Origin of the sequence: Plebeiibacterium sediminum (genome assembly GCF_026013605.1) — a bacterium.
GTDB lineage: Bacteria > Bacteroidota > Bacteroidia > Bacteroidales > Marinilabiliaceae > Saccharicrinis > Saccharicrinis sediminus.
Map to the genome: position 1 here is coordinate 64,477 of NZ_JAPDPJ010000015.1, position 23,183 is coordinate 87,659.

At 34.7% G+C, this 23,183-nt stretch carries 16 protein-coding genes; 4 read left to right on the plus strand and 12 right to left on the minus strand.

Annotation, left to right across the window (positions count from 1 at the left end; genetic code table 11):
* Positions 1-6: 6 nt before the first annotated feature.
* The 12 genes from OM075_RS08720 to OM075_RS08775 all read right to left on the minus strand — a co-directional run bounded on the left by OM075_RS08720 (position 7) and on the right by OM075_RS08775 (position 14,408).
* Positions 7-2,133 carry a prolyl oligopeptidase family serine peptidase gene (locus tag OM075_RS08720; RefSeq protein WP_301190112.1) on the minus strand — a complete coding sequence of 709 codons (2,127 nt, stop codon included), beginning with the start codon at positions 2,131-2,133 and terminating at the stop codon, positions 7-9.
* A 23-nt stretch (positions 2,134-2,156) separates the two neighbouring features.
* Complete coding sequence (locus tag OM075_RS08725; RefSeq protein ID WP_301190113.1) at positions 2,157-2,639, minus strand: hypothetical protein; 483 nt, start codon at positions 2,637-2,639, stop codon at positions 2,157-2,159.
* Positions 2,640-2,756: 117 nt separating this feature from the next.
* Positions 2,757-4,892 (minus strand): polyribonucleotide nucleotidyltransferase, encoded by a 2,136-nt coding sequence (gene pnp, locus OM075_RS08730; protein WP_301190114.1) that lies wholly within the window; start codon positions 4,890-4,892, stop codon positions 2,757-2,759.
* A 208-nt stretch (positions 4,893-5,100) separates the two neighbouring features.
* Positions 5,101-5,370, minus strand: coding sequence for a 30S ribosomal protein S15 (rpsO, locus tag OM075_RS08735; protein ID WP_301190115.1), 270 nt, complete (start codon positions 5,368-5,370; stop codon positions 5,101-5,103).
* Between the two features lie 180 nt (positions 5,371-5,550).
* Entirely contained in the window at positions 5,551-6,153 is a 603-nt protein-coding gene (locus tag OM075_RS08740; RefSeq protein ID WP_301190116.1) for a hypothetical protein, read from the minus strand.
* Between the two features lie 79 nt (positions 6,154-6,232).
* The gene (locus OM075_RS08745) at positions 6,233-7,261 is read right to left on the minus strand and encodes a potassium channel family protein (RefSeq protein WP_301190117.1); all 1,029 of its coding nucleotides are present in this window, start codon (positions 7,259-7,261) and stop codon (positions 6,233-6,235) included.
* A complete protein-coding gene (locus OM075_RS08750; protein ID WP_301190118.1) occupies positions 7,261-8,550 on the minus strand; it encodes a DUF2851 family protein in 1,290 nt (429 codons plus the stop codon). The genes OM075_RS08745 and OM075_RS08750 overlap by 1 nt, the downstream gene beginning before the upstream one ends.
* Before the next feature lie 95 nt (positions 8,551-8,645).
* Complete coding sequence (gene pyrF / locus OM075_RS08755; RefSeq protein WP_301190119.1) at positions 8,646-9,473, minus strand: orotidine-5'-phosphate decarboxylase; 828 nt, start codon at positions 9,471-9,473, stop codon at positions 8,646-8,648.
* A gap of 57 nt (positions 9,474-9,530) precedes the next feature.
* Positions 9,531-9,875 carry a four helix bundle protein gene (locus OM075_RS08760; RefSeq protein WP_301190120.1) on the minus strand — a complete coding sequence of 115 codons (345 nt, stop codon included), beginning with the start codon at positions 9,873-9,875 and terminating at the stop codon, positions 9,531-9,533.
* 71 nt (positions 9,876-9,946) lie between these two features.
* Entirely contained in the window at positions 9,947-11,032 is a 1,086-nt protein-coding gene (gene prfA, locus OM075_RS08765; protein WP_301190121.1) for a peptide chain release factor 1, read from the minus strand.
* Between the two features lie 111 nt (positions 11,033-11,143).
* The gene (locus tag OM075_RS08770; protein ID WP_301190122.1) at positions 11,144-12,313 is read right to left on the minus strand and encodes an AIR synthase related protein; all 1,170 of its coding nucleotides are present in this window, start codon (positions 12,311-12,313) and stop codon (positions 11,144-11,146) included.
* A gap of 544 nt (positions 12,314-12,857) precedes the next feature.
* Positions 12,858-14,408: a tetratricopeptide repeat protein gene (locus tag OM075_RS08775; protein WP_301190123.1), complete on the minus strand. Its 1,551-nt coding sequence runs from the start codon at positions 14,406-14,408 to the stop codon at positions 12,858-12,860.
* 385 nt (positions 14,409-14,793) lie between these two features.
* Between OM075_RS08775 and OM075_RS08780 the strand changes: the two genes are divergently transcribed.
* The 4 genes from OM075_RS08780 (at position 14,794) to OM075_RS08795 (ending at position 23,167) form a co-directional block, all read left to right on the plus strand.
* A complete protein-coding gene (locus tag OM075_RS08780; protein ID WP_301190124.1) occupies positions 14,794-15,723 on the plus strand; it encodes a helix-turn-helix domain-containing protein in 930 nt (309 codons plus the stop codon).
* A gap of 657 nt (positions 15,724-16,380) precedes the next feature.
* Complete coding sequence (locus tag OM075_RS08785; RefSeq protein ID WP_301190125.1) at positions 16,381-18,285, plus strand: 4Fe-4S binding protein; 1,905 nt, start codon at positions 16,381-16,383, stop codon at positions 18,283-18,285.
* Between the two features lie 144 nt (positions 18,286-18,429).
* Positions 18,430-19,875: a T9SS type A sorting domain-containing protein gene (locus OM075_RS08790; RefSeq protein ID WP_301190126.1), complete on the plus strand. Its 1,446-nt coding sequence runs from the start codon at positions 18,430-18,432 to the stop codon at positions 19,873-19,875.
* Between the two features lie 214 nt (positions 19,876-20,089).
* A complete protein-coding gene (locus OM075_RS08795; protein ID WP_301190127.1) occupies positions 20,090-23,167 on the plus strand; it encodes a SusC/RagA family TonB-linked outer membrane protein in 3,078 nt (1,025 codons plus the stop codon).
* Positions 23,168-23,183: the final 16 nt, after the last annotated feature.

Sequence of the window (23,183 nt, forward strand, 5' to 3'; positions counted from 1 at the left end):
TTTTTATTAATAATCAATTGCCTCTCCCATATTATAAAACATAAATGACCATAAATCTGTAGCTTCCTGAATTATTTTACTCGTAGGTTTACCTGCTCCATGCCCGGCCTTACTTTCAATTCGTATTATCACAGGGTTATCTCCTTTATAATTATCCTGCAATTGCGATATATATTTAAATGAATGTGCTGGCACAACTCTGTCATCATGATCTGCAGTCATTACCATAGTTGCAGGATACTCCACCCCTGATTTTACATTATGAACCGGCGAATATGCATACAAATACTTAAACATACCTTCACTATCTCCGGATGTGCCATAATCCGAAGCCCAAAATCTTCCTATTGTAAATTGATGATATCGCAACATATCCATAACACCCACAGCAGGCATTGAAACTTTGAATAAATCCGGTCTCAGATTAACAACCGCACCAACTAACAATCCACCATTAGAACCTCCATGTAAGGCTAATTTATCAGGAGAAGTATATTTTTCATTAATCAGATATTCAGCTGCAGCGATACAATCATCAAATACATTTTGTTTTTGCATTAGGGTACCGGCTTTATGCCAATCCTTGCCATACTCACCACCCCCTCTTAAATTTGCCATTGCATAAACCCCTCCATTTTCCAACAGAATCATTCTGCTAATTGAAAATCCAGGTGTCAGACTAATATCAAACCCTCCATATCCATATAACATTGTAGGGTTATTACCATCTAATTTTATATTCTTTTTATGAATGATAAACATAGGCACTTTTGTTCCATCCTTGCTGGTATAAAATACCTGTTTGGTTTCAAACTGATCAAGATCAATATCAATTTCCGGTTTCCAAAACAGCTCTGCCTTATTCTCCAATATATTGTATTTGTAAACAGTAGATGGACTTACAAAAGAATTAAAAGAATAATAAGTCACAACATCATCTTTTTCTCCACCAAAACCACCAACAGAGCCAATTGTTGGTAAATCAACCTCATTAAGATACTTTCCTTCACGATCATAAACTTTAACCACATCATGCGCATCCTGCATATATTGGGCAATAATTCTACCTCCCAGTAATGAAACATCAACCAAAACATCTGAACTCTCACGAATCAAGTCAACCCACGAATCTTTATGTAAATGCTCTAATGAAAACTTTACAATTCGGGATTTTGAAGCTTTATAATTCGTTTTTAAAATAAACTCACCTTTATCATGATCTAATATCTGGTGGTCATTTTCAAAGTCATCAACTATAGAAATAATACCTGCTGAAGGATCCGTTAAGCTCTTTAACTTTAAACTATTTCCACTGGTTGATTCTGTTTGATATAGCACCAAATACGAACCATCTTCTGTTACATCCGCATTAGTGATTCTATCCGGATGTTCCGGATCATCAAATACCATAACATCATCATCAATTGCATCACCAAGTTTATGATAATATATTTTAGGACTTTTATTAACACCTTTCAACTCATCCCCTTTCTTAGGTTCCTGATATCTGGTATAATAAAAACCATCTTTAAACCATGAAATTCCGGAGAATTTAACCCATTCAATATGATCAGGTAAAATCTCACCGGTTTCTATATCTTTGACATAAATCTCTTGCCAGTCTGATCCACTCCTTGAAATCAGATAACCTAAATACTTCCCGTTTTTAGAAATCTCAAAGCCACTTAATGAAACAGTCCCATCTTCAGATAAATGATTCGGATCCAGGAGTAGTTTCTCATCACCAGAATCCTTTTTATAATAATAAACATTCTGACTTTGTAATCCATCATTTTTGGAATACACCAGCAATCCCGACCTGTTCACAGGGGCACTCATTTTCTCGTAATCCCATATCTGAGTTAATCGATTTTTAATGGCCTGCCTGTATGGTATCTTTTCCAAATAACCCTCTGTTACTTTGTTTTGTGCAATTACCCACTGTTTGGTTTCTTCTGAATTATCATCCTCTAACCATCTGTATGGATCACTCACTTTTGTACCAAAATAATCATCTGTAATTTCAACTTTTTTCGTTTCGGGATACATTAATTTTTCCATATTTGAAGAGGTATTACAAGCTGCAAGAGCAACTGTTACAAACAGACAAGATTTTATACAAAAGCGGTTCATTATAAATAGTTTTAGTGGACATATCAAAAAATCAGATCTTCCTTTCTTAACTTTCCTTCTTTATACTTTCCAACAAACCAACCTATTAAGGTACCAAGCAACCAACCTAACACGATTCCTGATTTCATTGGAAAAACAGCAACGACCATAGAGATCAACACCCCCAACAACAATCCTATCGCCATTCCGATTAAGGTATTTATTGACAGAACCAAGCCTTTGGGTTTTATTTTATGTGAAGTTTTTAGATGTTTCAAAATCTCTTGTACCAAGTTATCAAAATCTGCAGAATATCTATTTCCATCATCAAAAAAATATTCTAAATGAGATGTTGAATCCTGTAATTTTTGCCAGTAAATTTTACATTCCGGACAGCTTTGGGATTTATCTTCAAGCAATTTTCCCAAACGCGGTAAAACCTGAAAATTAGATATTGCAGCCTGTATTTTTGAGATCTTTTCAACTTTTTCTTCCAATGAAGAAATCCATTCATCATACGACATCATACGTAATTCTATTTTAAATCCATTTAAACTCAGCCAAGATATTATATTTAGTCTGAATAAGACACAAAAAAAGGCCCGTTAAAGGCCTTTTTCATATAATAATTTAAATAATATAAACTATTCTTGTTTTGGTTTTCTTTCCGGACGAGGTAAAAGCACTTTTCTGGATAGCTTTAATTTACCTGAACGTTGATCAACCTCAATAAGTTTAACTTCTATTTCATCTCCTTCTTTAAGAACATCCTCTACTTTTTCAAGTCTTTTCCATTCTATTTCAGAAATATGAAGTAAACCATCTTTACCTGGTAAAATTTCAACAAAAGCACCAAATGGAACAATTGATTTTACTTTACCTTTATATACTTCACCTACTTCAGGTACTGCTACAATACCTTTAATTTTAGCTAAGGCAGCATTAATTGAATCTGCATTACTAGCCGAAATACTTACTTTACCAGTATCTCCTTCTTCTTCAATTGTAATAGTAGAATCTGTTGTAGCCTGAATTTCCTGAATAATTTTTCCTCCCGGTCCGATTACTGCACCAATCATATCTTTAGGGATGATGATTGTTTCCATTCTAGGAGCATGTGGTTTAAGATCTGCACGTGGTGCATCCATTGTTTCCATAATCTTATCCATGATATGTAAACGACCATCACGAGCCTGTAAAAGTGCTTTTTCCAACACTTCATAAGAAAGACCATCAACCTTAATATCCATTTGAGTAGCAGTAATTCCATCACGGGTTCCTGTTACTTTAAAGTCCATATCACCTAAGTGATCCTCATCACCAAGAATATCAGAAAGAACAGCAAAGTTTTTATCTTCATCAGTGATTAATCCCATTGCAATACCTGTTACAGGCTTTTTAATAGGTACACCGGCATCCATTAATGCTAAAGTTCCAGCACAAACAGTAGCCATTGAAGAAGAACCATTTGACTCAAGAATATCAGACATAATACGTACTGTATAAGGATAATTATCCGGTAACATATTTTTCAATGCTCTAAAAGCCAGGTTACCATGTCCAATCTCTCTTCGTGAAGTTCCTCTTGAAGCTCTTGCCTCTCCTGTTGAAAATGGAGGGAAGTTATAATGTAATAAGAAACGCTCTACTGTTTTATTTAATACATCATCAACAATCTTCTCGTCTAACTTAGTACCTAAAGTAACTGTTGATAAAGATTGAGTTTCACCTCTTGTAAAGATAGATGAACCGTGAGGACCTGGTAAATAATCCACCTCACTCCAGATAGGTCTGATTTCGTCAGTTTTCCTACCATCTAAACGAATTCTTTCATCTAAAATACAACGACGAACAGCTTCTTTTTCTACATCATGATAATATTTACCAATTAATCCGGTAGGAATATCACCATCTTCTGCATCAGCATAGTTAGCCTCAACATATTCTTCTTTAATAGCTGCAAATTTTTCAGCTCTTTCATGTTTTGGAAGACCTGCTTTTGCAACTTCATATACTTTATCGTATGTGGCAGCTTTGATGTGCGCTAACAATTCAGCATCATTCTCTTCGTGACAATACTCACGTTTTGTTTGAGAACCAACCATTTCAGCTAATTCAATCTGAGCCTGACATTGAACTTTAATCGCATCGTGTGCAAACTTCATTGCTTCAAGCATTTCCTGCTCTGAAACTTCTTCCATTTCACCTTCAACCATCAAAATATTATCAATTGTAGCACCAACAACCAATTCCATATCACAATTTTCCATTTGTGATCTTGTTGGATTTACAATTAGCTCTCCATTTACTCTTGCTACTCTAACTTCGGAAATAGGTCCGTTAAATGGAATATCTGAAACTGCAAGAGCAGCTGAAGCTGCTAAACCTGCTAAAGCATCAGGTAAATCTTCTTTATCACCTGAAATCAGGTTAATGGTAACAAATGTTTCTGCATGATAGTCTTCTGGAAACAATGGACGTAAAGCCCTGTCAACCAAACGACATACTAATATCTCATTATCAGAAGGACGAGCCTCCCTTTTCATAAATCCACCAGGGAATCTACCAATAGCTGAAAATTTTTCTCTATATTCTACTGATAGAGGCATAAAATCGGTTCCTGGGGCAGCATCTTTTGCTGACACTACAGTTGCCAATAAATAAGTATTGTTCATTTTAACTACTACTGAACCGTCAGCCTGCTTGGCTAATTTCCCCGTTTCAATAGTAATCGATCTTCCATCGCCAAGATCGATAGTTTTTTCAATTGGAGTAATCATATTTTTTTCTTTATCTCTTTTGTCGCCCCAAATATATAGAATATCATTAGATAATATTCGTATTCAGGCATTTATTTTTCGAAGCTAATGTACTTTATACCAAAGAACCATGCCTAAAATCATGAAACTGGAGATTGGTTCATCTAATTTTGGTATAAAAGCAAAAAAGGCAACCCAATGGATTGCCTTTTAAAATCGTTTTGCAAGATTACTTACGTAAACCTAGCTCTTTAATAATTGCACGATAACGTTCGATATCTTTTGCCTTGATATAATCAAGTAAGTTACGACGCTTTCCTACTAATTTCACTAGTGCGTGTTCTGTGCTATAATCTTTTTTATTAACCTTTAAATGTTCGGTTAAGTGAGATATACGGTAGGTAAATAATGCTATCTGGCCTTCAGCTGAACCAGTGTCAGTATTCGACTTTCCGTACTTCCCGAAGATCTCTTGCTTCTTTTCTTTAGTCAAGTACATAAAGCTTATATATTTAAAAAATTTGCGGTGCAAAGATAATCAATTAATTACATGTCGCAACATATAATCACAAAAAAATATATTGCACCAAGACATTTTATTTTAACACTCAAACAAATTTACAACAAAAAAGCCGACTAACGCCGGCTTTTTGATAGATATAAATTGCTAATGTTTTTTTTATTTATAACCTTTTTCTTCAGCTAACTTTTCCATTTCCTGATTAAAGATCTCTTCATATTTTTGCTTATCGTAATCCATCTGAAGCTTAGCATTGTTAGAGATTTTATCATTCATTGAATTTAAAAGCTCTTCTTTTTCAACTTCAATAGCAACAAATGAACGATACTTCTTATCTGGCAAAACACTAGACTTTTCACAAGCTACAACAATATTACTAATTGTTTCGTCTGCAACTTCACGAGTTAAATTTTCAAATTTTTGCTCAAACTCAGAAGCTGAAGTTAATTCACGTTCATTTACATATCTGTCGGTAACTGATTTTGTGTTCGACTGGATTAAAGTTACTAAACGCTGCTTAGCAAGTAGTAGGGCTTTTTCTTTAGACAAACTCAAATCGCTACTGGTAGCCATTGAAAATGCTCTGAAAAATTTCTTATCCGATTTCCCTGCACTTTCGCAAGGCATATTCTCTAATATAGTACCTACCTCAGAATTTGTTTTTACTTCCGAAGCAATTTTCTCTTTCGATTTACAACTATAAGCACCTAATAATAAAGCAATAGCTAAGGCACTAAATCCAATTGTCTTTTTAAAATTCATATCATACTTTTTTGGTTAGTAAACAAATAGGCTTTTCTCAAAAAGTAAGCCAAATGCACTTTGCAATATACTAATTAATTTAATTTCCTCTCAATATCTCCTTAAAATGAATTATTTGCTCATCGGTACCCAATATAAACAATTTATCATCTTTTGATATTTTTATCTGTGGTGACGGATTGAATATATAAGTCCCTTCAGGAGTTTTAAGTCCCATTAGGTTGGCTCCTGTTTTTTTACGCAGATTTAATTCCTGAATAGTTTTTGTAGTATTTTCTTCACTAATACAACCACACTCCACTTCGGTTAACTTCACTTCGCGACTACGCTGCAATAGAATATTTTCAACAAACTCTACTACATCTGGCTGTGTAACCAACTTAGCCATCCTTTGCCCTCCAATTCTATCAGGCATAATTACATTGGTAGCACCTGCATGTCGCAATTTTACATCAGATCTAAAATCACTGGCTCTACTAATAATTTTTAATTTAGGGTTCATCTCACGTGCAGTTAATACCACAAACATATTATCTGCATCATTGGGTAAAGCTGTAATCAAAGCCTTTGCCTTACGAATTTGAGCCACATCCAAAACCTCTTCGGAACTGGCATCTCCCTGAACATACAACAAATTAGGATCTTCAAGAATTCGGGTTACCACATTATCCCTTTTCTCAAGGATAACAAACTTTTCACCATGCTCTTTCAACTCAACACAAGCTTGATAACCATTTCTTCCATAACCACAAACTATGATATGGTCTTCGAGTTTAACTATCTTCTTTTTCACCTGATACAGTTTATAGGATTGTTGTAATGCTCCTTCAACTACCAAACGCGTAATTGAAGTAATCACATAACCAAAAATTCCGAAGCTAAATATAATAAGAAGTACTGTAAAAATCTTACCTCCTTCAGATAAAGGATACACTTCTCTGAAACCAACCGTAGATACCGTAATAGTTGTCATATAAAGCGCATCAACAAACGAATATCCTTCAATAACAGCAAAACCTATACCTCCTGCAAAAATGATAAAAAACAATGCACTAACACCATAAACAATGGTCTTAAAATTTTCATGATATGGCACTCTTTTTTTCACTATTCAGCTTTAATGGTTAACACCTTATGCCCGATATTACAATGCAAGCACTTTTTCTTTTTACAGTAATTATTCGACAAATATATTAAAGCCTGAGAATCTCCGGCATTTTTAACCGATATTTCATTTGCTTTCCATTTAGAAATAATGGCATTTTGCTCCGGCTTTAACTGATTGAGCCAATTCATGGCCCTATCCTCAAATACATGATTTTGAGTGTTTTTACCATACGAAAATAAATATGGTATAATTGTATTAATAATAATCAGATTTTTTGAACTAGCACCCAGATCTTTAAAGATTTTTTTACTTTTTCGATCAGGCAAATAGTGCGTTTCCCAATATTCAGAAACATCAACATTTAATAAATCCAGGATTGTATCAAGATTCTCTTCATTTATAAAAACACCAAACAATCCTTTTGTTTTTACTATCAAATGAGCTAATTGCGAAATTCGGATTGTAGGAAAATTTGATGGACGCAATCTCAAAAATTTCCAGATATGATTCTCCAGAGACTTTAATTGATGTTTTTGCCTAATAAAATGATATTCTCTTTTTAAGTCTGTTAAGTATTCATCTATAAATGTTTCATTTAAAAACCCTGCCTGCCCAAATAGCAAGGCTTCAACTATTTTTATATTATCCGAATACTTTAATAAAACAGTTAAAGGAATTGATCTGGCCAAAAGCTCAAATGGTTCACTGTTTACGCCAAAACCAAAACTCCGAAACAAAATACGATAGAAAGTTTCATCCCAATTTGAAGTTGTTGCTTTTAAAACTTCTTTAATTTGCGTTGAACGACTCTCTAAGCGCTCAATTAACATTCGTTCTTTCCAAAACGAAAACTCAAATGAACTAATTGCAGCCAGTTTACCAGAGCAGGCCAGCCAGTCTCTTTGATCCCTCAACGCTAAATAACTGTACCATAACTCATCAGACCACGAAAGAAAAAGTACAGGTATCTGCTCCCCATTGGTCCTAAACGTTTCTCCTTTACCTCGGGCAACAACATGTAAAATTACATTATCGTATGCTTTATCTTTATGATGATTGTGTAGATTCCAGTCGTTTATATCATGATGAACCTCAATATTTCCAGCCCATAAAATACCGTCTATTTTAATTTTAGCATTAAAAAAATCAGGCCCTGCATCACAATTGATCTCTCCCGGATTAATAATTTCCAGATGTTGGTTATCTGTAGTTTTTAAATTATTCTGGTAAAACAATTTCTGTTTCCAGATAAAATGAAGAAAATCCTCATTAGTCAGGTTATAGGTCATATATTATAATTTTACACTCCTAATATACAAAATGTTATAAAATAAAAAAGCCCCCAAAACTGGAGGCTTTACTATATTTTAAAACAGCTATTATTCTATAATAAGCCTTTTGCCTTTAAAAGTGCACTCATTTCTTGTTGCACCTCTTTGGCTGCAATACCTGCTTGCTCAGCAAAATCTTTTTCAGCACTTTTATAGATGATACCTCTTGACGAATTGACAAGCAATCCACATTTATCATTTAATCCGTTTTCAGCAACTTCTTGCAAGCTACCTCCCTGAGCACCAACGCCAGGAACCAACAAGAAGTGATTAGGAATAATACTTCTGATTTCTTTTAATTTTTCAGCTTTTGTAGCACCCACAACATACATCAGATTTTCTTCAGTACCCCACTCTTTTGATGTTTTAATCACTTTTTCAAAAAGCTTTTCATCATTTTCTGTCATATACTGAAAATCTGCAGCTCCTTTATTTGAAGTTAAAGCCAATAAAATAACCCACTTATCTACATAAGTCATAAATGGCTTTACTGAATCCTCTCCCATATAAGGAGCAACCGTTACAGAATCAAAATCCATCGCATCGAAAAAGGCTTTAGCATACATATTTGATGTATTACCAATATCACCTCTTTTAGCATCTGCAATAATAAAAATATCAGGATAATTGTAACGAATGTAATTTACCGTCTTCTCTAAACTATTCCATCCTGCTACTCCCATACTTTCATAAAATGCCAAATTGGGCTTATAGGCTACAGTATATTCTTGTGTTGCATCAATAATCTCTTTATTAAATGCAAAAATAGGATCAGTTGTTTCCAACAAAAAATGAGGTATTTTATTAACGTCAGTGTCTAACCCAACACATAAAAAACTCTCTTTTTTCTTAATGTTTTCAAATAGTTCCTGAGAAGTCATTTTTTTTAGTTTATAAAGTTGAAAGTTTTTAAAGTTTTAAGTTTAAAAGTTGAAGTTTTAAAGTGTTTTAATCAAACCTGATAACATTCTGGAAATTTCTATCGATAAAGAGATTAACTCATTTGTTTCATCCTCTTCAAGAATATTTAACTCCAATGCTAAGTACAACATAGATCTTACTTCTGCACAAGAACCTTTCGCTACATAAAGAAAATATATAAACTCTTTATTTGATTTACGTTCAAAGCCTTCTGCAACATTATTCATAATTGAAACAGAAGCTCTTTGAATTTGATCTTTAAGTGAATAATCCTTACATGTTTTCAGTTTAATATAAATTGTAACAGTAAGTTCTTTTGCCTTTTGCCACGCTATAATATCTTCGAAACGATTAATCTTCATAACCTGACAATATTATCTCAAAAGCTCACCTTTATACTTTATAAACTTTCAACTTTACACTTCAAACTTAATTAAAGCTCACTTGCTTTTAGTCTCTCTGCGTTTTCCTCTACAATTAGTCTGTCAATTACCGATTGCAATTCACCATCCATAACTGCAGTTAAATTATACAATGTAAAATTAACACGGTGATCTGTTACCCTTCCTTGCGGATAATTGTAGGTACGAATTTTAGCAGAACGGTCTCCTGTTGATACCATTGTTTTACGTTTAGATGAAATGGCATCCAAATACTTTTGGTATTCCAGGTTATATAAACGTGTTCTTAATTCGATCATCGCCTTATCAAGGTTCTTCAACTGTGATTTTTGATCCTGACAAGTAACAACGATTCCTGAAGGAATATGTGTTAATCGAATAGCTGAGTAAGTCGTGTTTACCGACTGACCACCAGGACCTGAAGAACAGTAAGTATCTTTACGAATATCTTCTTGTCTTAAATCAATATCAAATTCTTCAGCTTCAGGTAAAACAGCTACTGATGCAGCAGAGGTATGTACGCGACCTTGTGTTTCTGTTTGAGGAACACGTTGTACACGATGAACACCAGACTCATACTTAAGGATACCATAAACGCCTTCGCCGGTAACATTAAATACAATTTCTTTATAACCTCCTGAAGTTCCTTCACTCATATGCGTAACATCAACTTTCCAGCCTTGTTTTTCGCAGTATTTTGTGTACATACGGAATAAGTCACCAGCAAAAATACTAGCCTCATCACCACCTGTACCAGCGCGTACTTCAACCACACAGTTTTTACCATCTTCAGGATCAGCAGGAATTAAAAGTAATTTGATTTCTTCTTCCATTTCAGGAAGTTTTTCCTCTAACTCATCCAACTCCATTTTTGCCATCTCTCTCATTTCAGCATCGTCTTCTTCTTTTAAGATAGCTTTTGCTTCCGCGATAGTTTCAAGAGTAGCTTTATATCTACCATGAGCTTCTGCAACTTTTTCAAGTTCTTTATACTCTTTATTTAACTTGATATATTTTTTAGTATCTGAAATCACTTCAGGATCAGTTATCTGCTCTGATACTTCCTGAAAACGGATTACGACACCACCTAGCATGTCTAATAATTTATTTTCTGCCATTTTTATATTTTATAAGATTTTTAAATAAGTAATAGAAAAACACATCAGACCATTTTGGCCTAACCATTTCCTGTTCCTTATATAAATCCTGAAAGAAGCATATATATTATATTAGTATTTAAATGTTCCAAACTCACTTTCAATAGTAAGTTCTTTTTTATCACTCGCTTCACAACGTCCAACAATTTGAGCATCAATATTAAACGACTTACTGATTTCAATTAATTCTGATGCAATCTCTTCAGGAACATATAATTCCATTCTATGGCCCATGTTAAAAACCTTATACATCTCATCCCAGGCAGTACCAGATTGCTCATGAATTGTTTTAAACAATGGAGGCACAGGGAACAAGTTATCTTTAATAACATGTAAATTATCAACAAAATGAAGCACTTTAGTTTGTGCACCACCTGAACAGTGAACCATTCCGTGTATTTGTGAACGGAACTTATCCAACATCTTTTTAATTACTGGGGCATAAGTTCTTGTTGGCGAAAGCACTAGTTTACCGGCATCAATATCAACACCTTCAACTGCATCAGTTAATTTTAATCCACCTGAATAAACTAAGTCAGAAGGAACAGTTGGATCAAAGCTTTCCGGATATTTTTGAGCCAGATAGTTAGCAAAAACATCATGACGGGCAGATGTTAAACCATTACTTCCCATTCCGCCATTATACTCTTTTTCGTATGTAGCAGTACCTGAAGAAGACAATCCGACAATTACATCTCCTGCCTGAATATTTTTATTATCAATAACATCAGAGCGCTTCATTCTGCATGTTACAGTAGAATCCACAATAATGGTTCTTACTAAATCACCAACATCAGCAGTTTCTCCACCTGTTGAGTAAATAGAAACGCCCATCTCTCTGATATCTGACAACAATTCTTCAGTACCATTAATTATAGCTGAAATAACTTCACCTGGCACTAAATTCTTATTTCTGCCAATGGTTGATGAAACCAGAATATTATCTGTAGCACCTACACATAGCAAATCATCCAGATTCATAATTAAAGCATCCTGCGCAATACCTTTCCACACAGAAATATCTCCTGTTTCTTTCCAGTACAAATAAGCTAACGAAGACTTTGTACCAGCACCATCGGCGTGCATTATATTGCAGTATTCTTCATCTCCACAAAGAATATCCGGAATAATTTTACAAAAAGCTTTAGGATATAGTCCTTTATCGATGTTTTTAATGGCGTTGTGCACATCTTCTTTGGATGCAGAAACACCTCTTTGATTATACCTTGAATCTGAACTCACGAAATAATTATTTTATTTAGAATTTTCGGAGGACAAAAGTAATACAATTTTGTCAGTTATCAATTAAGAGTTTAGGGTAATCATGTATATTATAATATGTAGTGTTTTTTTATCACTTCTATTCCGAACTTAATAATGATTTTAAACCTACGAGGCAATATTAATTACAAACACTTACTATTGCTGAATTGCAGTTTTATTCTATTGACCGTTTTAAGAACTTGCTAAATACCTTTATGGTTTGACTTTAAAAACTCGCACCCTTTTAAATCCGGATGTATTCGTACCTGCTTCGGAATGTAATCGAAACAGGTGTGGATATATGACAAACATAGTATTATAAACAATCACATATACCACACTTATTCTTCACTTATCAGTGAGGCTGATGTGAGGGAATAGTGAAGGTATAGTGAGCCAATAGTGAGTGAATAGTATTTTATAACCGCAGCCGTTCCGCATACAATCCGCAGCAGTCCCGCAGCAGACTGCATTACACTACCCACAGAAAACCACTGATATGACTCACCCTTTTCTGTAGTTTTTATTCTCTTACTTGTTTCAAAGGTTTTTCAAGTACAATATTGTATTCAAAATCCTTGTCATCTGTTTCGCCGGAGGTAGTAAATTTCACCTTCTCGTTCAGATAACCTTTTGCTGCAACCAAAAATACATAATCCGTATTTGGTTTTAGCTTTACTTTATAGGATCCATCTTCGGGAATATTAATTTTTAATGTAGTTCCATCACTACCAATTAATCTTACATATGATTCCTGAACTACTTCATCATTTTTATTTTTGATGGTTCCATTTAATGTAAAAATCAGTTTTGGAAGAATAAAACTATATAAATTATCTATCCCTTTAGCACTTCCACGTGATGATGAGAAAATACCTTCTTCATCTTTTCCTTTAAAGGCAATTCCAAAATCATCGGCTTCACTATTGATCGGTTTACCCATATTAGAAACCTGCCAAAGGCCTTCTTCATCAATAAAGGCTCTAAAAATATCGAGGCCACCAAATCCTATTTGAGTATCCGAACTAAAATATAAAGTACCATCTGTTCTAATATAGGGAAACATTTCATCTCCCGGAGTATTGATAGCCGAACCTAAATTTTCAGGCTCCCCCCATCCTCCTTCTGATTTTGTGGATTTCCAGATATCCTTGCCTCCATAGCCACCTTCTCTGTCGCTAACAAAATACAACACATTACCATCAGGTGAAATGGCAGGATGCGCAACAATAGTGCTGTCTTCTCCAATTTTAACAATAGCCGGCTCACCCCATCTTCCTCCACTACGGGCACTGGTTACAATTTCTGCACCCATAGGTTTGGTTTTATCATATTTACATCTGGTATAATATAATTGCTTTCCATTTGAACTTATATTGGGAGCTCCATCATCCACCTGAGGTGCATTAATAGGCTCTTCAAAGGCTTCCGGATCTGTCCAGACACCTTTTGCATCAATTTTTGAAAAATACAAGGAGGAGATTCCCTGGCCTGTTATTCGGTTTTTGCGTTTCTTTTTAGTTTCAGTACGCATGGACGAAAAGATAACATAGTCGTACGAGTCGCCCACAAAAGCAGGTGAAAAATCACTAAACTTGCTGTTCAGTTTTTTCAATTTTTCGATTTGATATCTTTTAGGTTTCACATCCTTCTGAATCATCATACAAGAAGCCAAGCCTCTTTGGGCTCTGATATCTGCAGGCACTTCTTCGAGATAGGCTTCATATTCGGGAATGGCTTTGTCTAACTTACCAGCTTTACGATAGCTTTCGGCCATATAAAAACGAGCTTGTCTTTCGGGATATTTATATCTTACCGCCTTAGAATAAGCAGATGCTGCTTTGGTAGGCTTATTGGTAATCCGGTAACATTCGCCCATATAATAAGAATACTCACCTTTTGTATATTTATTCTTTTCGCCGGAATAGGCACGCTTATATAATTCTGCAGCCCTTGTATACTCGCCTATTTCGAAAGATTTATGCGCTAAAGAAACTCTTTTTTTACCTGCACATGAAACTAAGGCCACACAGCTTACTATTATTAATATCTTATTGATGATACTATTTCTCATACTATTTTCTAAAATCAAATGTAAAAGTAACATTTATTAGCTTGGTACAAAAACGTTATATTTTACAGAATATTTTGTTACAAGCCAACAACAAAAGTAATTTTAAAACGTATACCCCCTTAATTTGATTTATTATAGGTATAATATATATTTGCACCTCTAACTGAGGGGAATGGTATGGAGTATATTTTTATTATTTGCTTTGCATTAATAATATTTTTTTCTTTTTCATTAATTACAAAGGCACACAAAACCTTATCGGAAAGAATATTTGTGGGATGGATATGCCTTCTTGCCATTACTGAGCTTTCATTTTTTTTTGAACGCTATTGGGTTATTCAGAGACTACACCTTGTTGTTTGCCTTTATATGTGATACTCACGTTGTGCATGGAACATTATTTTATTTTTATGTAGTCAGTTTCACTAATCCCGATTTTAAATTTAAATACCACCATGCCATTCACTTGCTTCCATTGGCACTTATCTTTAGTCTTAAGATTTACTTTAACAATGTTCTTGGCGTAATGGATTGCTACGGAGCCGGATGTTTGCATCAGGGCAATGAGTATGTTGACCTGCTTACCTTTTTAAAATTTGGTTTTATCGGAACCTATTTATTTTTAGGCTGGCACATAGTTCACGATAGGGTGATTCACAAAACGGAGACTGATAACCTTGAGAAAATAAGAGCCAACTGGATTAAAAATGTAGCTATAGGAGTCATTATCATTTTCTTTTTCTCAGCTGGCTATAAAGTAATATACCGTTTAGGCTTTGATATATTAGGAAATGATGTTACTGTTATAAACGTAATGGTTTCTTTCTTTATTCTCGTGTTTTTATACATGGGTAATTCTTATGCCTATATTTTTGTTGCCCCCTACCAGGGAAAAGGGGTAGATCTTGATAAAAGCAAAAAACCTGTATCAGAAGCACCAACTCCTCAACCTGCCAATACTATTGAGATTAATGATATTGACCAAAAGTTTAGCATTATTGAAAAGTACCTTAATCAGGAAAAACCTTATTTAAAAGGGCAGGTTACTGTAAGAGAGCTTTCGGACAATATACAAATACCTCAAAACGAAATTTCTCACATCATACAGATTAAGAGCAATAAATACTACACTGACTATATGAATGAATTTAGGGTACAGGCTTTAAAAGAAAAGCTTGACGATCCTTCAAATGATAGTTTTACCATATTATCCATTGCGCTCGAATGTGGTTTTGCTTCCAAATCGAGTCTAAATCGCATTTTTAAACAACACACTGGAATTACTCCTACTGAATACAGAAACTGTAAGCAATAGACAGTCTACAGTCAGCAGTCTACAGTCTACAGTCTACAGTCAGCAGTCAGCAGTCTACAGTCTACAGTCTACAGTCTACAGTCTACAGTCAGCAGTCGGTAGTAGACAGTCGGCAGTCGGCAGTCAGCAGTCGGCAGTTAGCAGATAGCAGATAGCGATGGAAGAGTATGTTTATTCGTTGGTTTGCTAATTGGGGCTTTAAAAATTGTGGGTTGATAATATTATTAACGTGATTCTGAAATTCAACAATCTACTTTATTAAATAAATTTCATAAAAAACCCGGACACCCCTCTACTGAAACACCACAACTCCACAATACAATAAACCCAAACAAACAACACCCCTCATTAAGCTACATACAAAAATTACATCACCACAAATATCAACCTCTACCCTATAAATTTTTACCCCTACCTGTTTTATTAATTCATTTTTACTATTCACTTCAAAACACAACACCATTTTTCACTTCTGAAACTTAAATTTTTATTAAGCCAAATCAATTAATTTCAAAATCATACAAACCTGGTATTCAACATGTAGGACGGCCTATATTTTTTTGGGTCTTCATAAATAGGTACCACATTTCAATTATAGGGCGATGCAAGTCTTTTAATTATAGACTTTTACAACTGAATAATGAAGAAAGCATATTTATGAAGAAGTTTTTTAATAAAAATGGCATTAGAACGTTAATACAGCTAGGTATTTTAGGCATAGCCATTTTTTGGTTAATCAGGGTTTTGTTAGATCCTAATTTATACGTGGATTTTGAGGCTTATTGTCCAATGGGGGGAATACAATCATTATTTACTTTTCTTGAAAATGGTGCATTAGCTTGTTCAATGGCTGGGATGCAATTGATATTAGGAATTGTTTTAATGATTTGCGTATTATTATTTAGCAAGTTATTCTGTGGTTATATCTGTCCACTGGGAACCATTGCTGAATGGTTTGGAAAAATTGGACGTAAATATAAAATCCAGATTACCATACCAAACACTGCCGATAAAATATTGCGTTTATTTAAATACTTATTATTAGGTATCACTTTCTATTTTACCTTATCAACAAACGAACTGTTTTGTAAAAGCTACGATCCTTTTTTCGCCATATTTTCAAGGTTTGGTTATGATGTTATTCCATGGATGGCCATCACTGCAATTGCGCTTTTAATGATTGGCTCTACAATAATACCGATGTTCTGGTGCAGATACGCTTGTCCGTTAGGCGCACTATCTACATTATTTAAACACATCTATGTTGTTGTTGCATTAGTAATTATTTATTTAATAATTTACTTTTTTGAATTGGAAATTAGTTGGATTTATCCTTTATTAGCATTATTCGTAGCCGGGTACTTTTTTGAAGCTATTTTGCCGGAAAAGAGTAAAAGTTTGCAGATGTTGAAAATAACACGAAATACCAATTCATGTATTGATTGTGGACTTTGTTCAAAAAAATGTCCTCAGGGTATTGATGTGGCTTCTCTTGAAGTAGTAAATCACTCAGACTGTAACCTGTGCGGAGAATGTGTTAGCAACTGTCCGGTTTCAAATACGCTACTTGTTAACAATAAAAACAACTTCAGATGGATGCCGGTAATTGCCTTGGCCATATTGGTTTTAGGTGGTATTTATATCGGAAGTAAACTTGAAGTACCTACCGTAAACATTAACTGGGGAACAGAAGAGCAACAAGACAGAAGTGATGTTGTTGAATACTCCGGTCTTAAAAACGTAAAATGCTACGGAAGTAGTATGTCGTTTGTAAATCAAATGAAAACTGTTCCTGGGGTTATTGGAGCTGCCACTTACGTAAACTCACATACTGTAAAAGTTTGGTTTGATACTTTGGAAACTAAAGCTGCTACGGTTAAGAAAGCACTTTTTAGTCCGGTTCGTGTACATATAAAAGATGCTGAAAACGATAGTTTAAAAGTGGCTATCATAAACGCCAAAGTATACAACTTTTTTGATCAGATGGATGTGTTCTATTTGGATCAGATTGTACGAAACGATGGCAATATTTATAGTTTTGAATCATCATTTGGTGAGCCTGTAAACATTAAATTTTACGCTAACTACAATATCAACATTGATTCATTAGAAAAAAGCATTGAGCGTAAATATGTAACCATAAAAAGTGGCGATAAAGATTATCAGCAAGGCATAAACTTTAAAGTGGGTCATATCTCCCGCTCCAAAGATTATACCACAGGATCTGATTTAAAAAGAGGTATGTTTTTACCTTTTAAAAGAGCATTTAACAACAGAAACCAATATAGTAATGATCAGTTAATGTCGTTTGAAATGACATTTGACACGTACCCTCGTAATGAACAAAAAATGCCTTACATGGTAAATCATGTGGCTAAGAAAAATCCTTACGTAGTGGGTATGATTACATACTACAAAACAAAACCAACATTACGTGTATTCTTTGTTAAAGACAAAACTACTCCTGACGAAATTGCAACACTCATTACTCAGGAAAAACTATCCATTGAATACGACAATGGCGTGTCTGAAGAAATAGACAACCCTTACACCTTTAAGTAAAAATAATCAGAGCAGATTTACATCAGTCTACATGCAATTATTTACCCATTTATGGTGATTGCCGGTAGCCTGATATAAGTCTAGCTTTGCCCTCACAAAGGGAAATAATCAATATTAATTTATAACCTTTTAAATTTTTTAAAGATGAAAAAGCTTTACACATTATTAGTAGCTTCTTTTATGGCAGCTACAGCTTTCAGTCAAATTACATTAGTTGAAGATATTAATCCAGGAGCAAATGGATGTACTTTTGGGTATCCATATGTCTCTGGTAACTATATATACTTTAGAGCTGATGACAAAGATGCTACTGTTGATCACGGATCCGAACTATGGAGATCGAACGGAACAACAACAGAATTAATTGACTTAAAAATCGGAACTGGAGTTGACTCTAAGCCTGCTGCTTTTTTTGAACTTAACAATAAAATATATTTCTCTGCACAGGCACCTACAAGTAACTTAAATTACCAATGGGAGTATGATCCTTCAAGTGAAGAAGCGACTAACATCGCTTCGTATAATTTTTACAGTACATCTATTACTCCTGTTGTTTTCAATAACAAAGCATATTTTGGAGTTTGGAATGATAGCTATCACTTATATGAGTTTGATGGAGTTAATCCCCCTCAACAAGTTGAGGATAAAGCTGAAACTGCCACTGATGAATATGTTAGTAATTTAACTCTATTTAATGGCGATTTAATTTTATATATGAAAACTGCTAACGAAGCCTCCTCTATTGGAACTGAGTTGTATAAATATGATTTTAGTACGAACTTATACACTTTAATTAAAGATATTGATGAAGGCACAGGTAGTTCTAGCATTAGTTATTTTGCAGAAGTTGGAAATCTATTATATTTTGAAGCAGACAATTACTTGTGGGTAACAGATGGAACCACTAACGGAACTGTTGCCGTTTCAGCTACAAACAATATTGCTGGTGTAAAAAGCTTATATGAATGGAATAACATTCTTTATTTTGAGGGTGATACAGACGATTCATCTGAAGATTATGATCAATTATATGCATACGATCCTTCCAATGGGACTCTAACGCAATTAAGCAACACTACTGATGATCATGATCCTGATCACTTTGCAGAACCAGGCGATGGTTATCTTTATTATGCTGGAAAAAATGATGATGGAATAGCTCATTTATTTAGAACTGATGGTTCTGTGGTTGAAGAGGTATATCCAAACGGGAGTTTCAGCGGAATAGACGATATGGTTGTCATGAATAGCACTTTATATTTTGAAGCTACAGATGCAAATAATACAATAGGTTCGGAACTATATTCACTTGATCCATCAACAATCACAGCAAATGATGTTGCAACAGGTATTGCAGACGAATTATACGTTAAAAATTTAAGTATCTATCCTAATCCTACAAATGGTATTATCAACATTACAGGATTAGAGTCTGTAGAAGCTACATATACTGTTTATGACATTGCCGGTAGAATGGTAAAAACAGGCAGTGTAACAAAACAAATCTCTTTAAATATTGCTGCAGGTATTTATATACTTGAAGTAAAAGACGGAGATTATACAACTACGCATAAAATCCAGGTTAAATAATTGTGTAATTTAAGGAGGCATCGGTTACCTATGGTGCCTCTTTTTTTAAATTTACATTAACATCGTCCCTACCCTCTGTGCTCAAGGCCATTGCGCTTTACTCTTGATATAACTGAAAAAACTTTAAGATTAATGCTACGTTAAACAAAAACAAAGCTGATCACAATATTTACCTAACAACGTAGAACGATCAAATAAAGAAAACTAAATATTCATGAAGATATTTGTAAGCATACTATTAACTGCGCTTTTTCTTACTTCAAACCTGATGGCACAAGAAGGAAGAGTAATTAAAGGAAGAATATTTGACTCCTCTAATAGTACACCTCTGCCAGGCGCCAATATTGTAATTCTTCCCACATATAAAGGAACTATATCCGATGCTGATGGAAATTTTACATTGGAAATAAAAAATACAAAAGCTCAAAACATGGAACTGATGGCTACCTTTATTGGTTTTAACACAGTAAAAGTACCTATCACTTCTGCCAATTATTACGAGATTACATTAGAATCTACAATTAATGAGCTTGAACAGGTAATTGTTACCTCATCATATGGAACAAAGAAATTAAAGGAGGAAGTTGTAGGAAGTATTAGTACCATTCAGGCTAAAGATATTCAGGTGGAACAAGCGTTTGAAAGTGTTGATAAAATGCTCGATGGTCAAATTGCAGGTGTTTCTATCGAAGTGGGTGCTTCACCTCTTGATCCTGTTCAAATTGATATCAGAGGTCAGGGAACATTAACACCTACGAGCAATGCTGTACTCACAAGCTCAGCCCAGCCATTAATTATTATTGATGGTGTTATTATGAGTGAGGAAAGTGGTATTGACAATGAACTTTTTGATGGTAGCGGCACTTTCTCTGAAAATTTTCAGAACCCTATTGCTCAAATTGCCCCTGAAGATATTGAATCAATAAATGTACTTAAAGATGCGGCAGCAGTAAGTATTTATGGAGCAGATGGTGCCAACGGCGTTATCCTCATTACTACTAAAAAAGGTAAAAAAGGTAAAATGAGTTTCCATGCATCAACGCAACATGGTATTTCACAAGCAGTGAATCGTATTAAATATTTAAACGGTGAACAATATACCGAGGTACGCAATGCTTACTTAAGCAATACAGGACAAGAAACAATACCAGACAACGGAGTAGATACCGACTGGTACGATCTTTTAAACCGCAATGGTTCTTTCCATAAATATGCATTTGATGCTTCAGGTGGATCCGACCACCTCATCTATAGAGTTGGAATGAGTTATCTTAAAAACAACGAACCTCAGGATGGCAATTATTCTAACCAGTACCGCTTAAGCACTTCATTAAACTACAAAACAGGTAAATTCAATGCCGGTTTACAGTTGAACCCAAGTATTACCGAAAAAATAAATCCCAACACCTATTACTCCTATGCTTTTGCGCCAAACATTCCTGTTTATAACGAAGATGGTTCATATGCTGATATGGGAGTTACAGGTCTGGCAAATCCATTAGCTGCTATTGATCAAAACAGAAATAAAACCAACACCAAAGGCATAATTGGTAGCATTAACCTTGGGTATGATATTACATCAAACTGGAATGTAAAAACGCAATTAGGCGTTGATTATAAAGATAAAGAGCAAGACCGTTACTTTTCCGGAGAGAACGAAAGCGGACAAGCAAACGGTACTTTTAGCTACGAGGGAGTAACCTACCCTAATTGGGGAAGAAGAGTAATTAACTACAGAAAATCATTAGGATGGAACTGGCAATTGACCACTTTTTTTCAAAAATATCTTAATGAAAACCATTACCTCAGTCTTACTGCAGGTATAGAATTAAGAGAAGAAACCAAAGATATGGAACGCTATATGGCAACGGGCTTTGTAAACCCCAATGTAGTCAACTCTGTTTTTAATGCAGTTAGAGGTACAGATGACCCCAAAACTGCAGAAAATGAAATTTACAATACCTACTTATATGGAAGTGATACAGATGACAATTCCAGAGTTTCACTATTCGGGCAATTTAATTATGCGTTTCAAAAGAAATACTTTTTCCTTGCCAACTTCCGAAGAGATCAAAGTTCTGTTTTTGGAGATGATACAGATGTGGCCTATAATGGTGGTATTGGTGTAAGCTGGATACTTTCTAAAGAAAACTTTTTAAGCAATGCCCGTTGGATTGATTTATTGAAAATAAAAGCCAGTATGGGTTCTACCGGTAACTCCAGAATAGGATCGTACCGATCAAAAGGTTTATACACATTTGAATCAGACTATACCGGATACAACCAATTGCCTTATGCCAATGCAGAAACAGCACCTAATAGCAATCTGGGCTGGGAAGTCAATATAAAATATAATGCAGGAATCGACTTTAATTTCTTATCGAGGTACACGCTTACGGTAGATTACTTTTATGATAACATAAAAGATATGATCTCATCCAGAGATATTCCTTCAGAAACTGGATATTCATCAGTTCAGATTAATGGAACTGATATGGTTAACCAAGGAATTGAATTAAATATTACCACCAGAATTATAGATACCGATTCGTTTAAATGGCGCATGAATTTTAACATAGCTACGCTGAATAACAAAATTACTTCTGTTCGCAATTTTGGTGATGATTTTTCAACAGCCAGTCAGGCAACTGCTATCAAAGAAGGATACAGCACTTCTGATATATGGGGTGTGAGATGGGTTGGTATTGATCCGGCAACCGGCAGGGATCTGGTACAAAAAGATGGTCAGATCATGGATGCCCGTACTTATTACGAAAACTACGAAACTTCCGATGCTGAGCCTATTGGTAATACCCAGGCTGACTTTTATGGAGGATTTGGAACAACTTTTACCTACAAAAACAAATTGAACCTTAGTATCACCGGAGCATACAAATATGGTGCTGACAAAATGGTAAGTCGCGACCTAATATCGAACTATCGAATTACAACAAACCGTAATTTAAGTGTTAATGCTTATGATTTCTGGAGAGGTGCTGGTGATATGGCTACCCAGCAAGCTCCGACCAATAACGAGCAGATATTAAGTAATTCCAGTAAGTATTTGTACGATACTTCTAATCTGAAGATAAAAAGTATCACTTTATCATATAACATACCTGTAGATAAGCTTAAAATTGGATTAAAAAGTCTGGCTTTTAACGTCAACGTTACCAACCCGGCTATATTCTATAAGGTAAAAAGTCCTAAAGGTAAAAATGGCATTAAAGAGTTTATGTATACATATCCGCAAGCCCGCACCTGGACTGCTGGTTTAAATGCTTCATTTTAATCTGATTAAACAATAA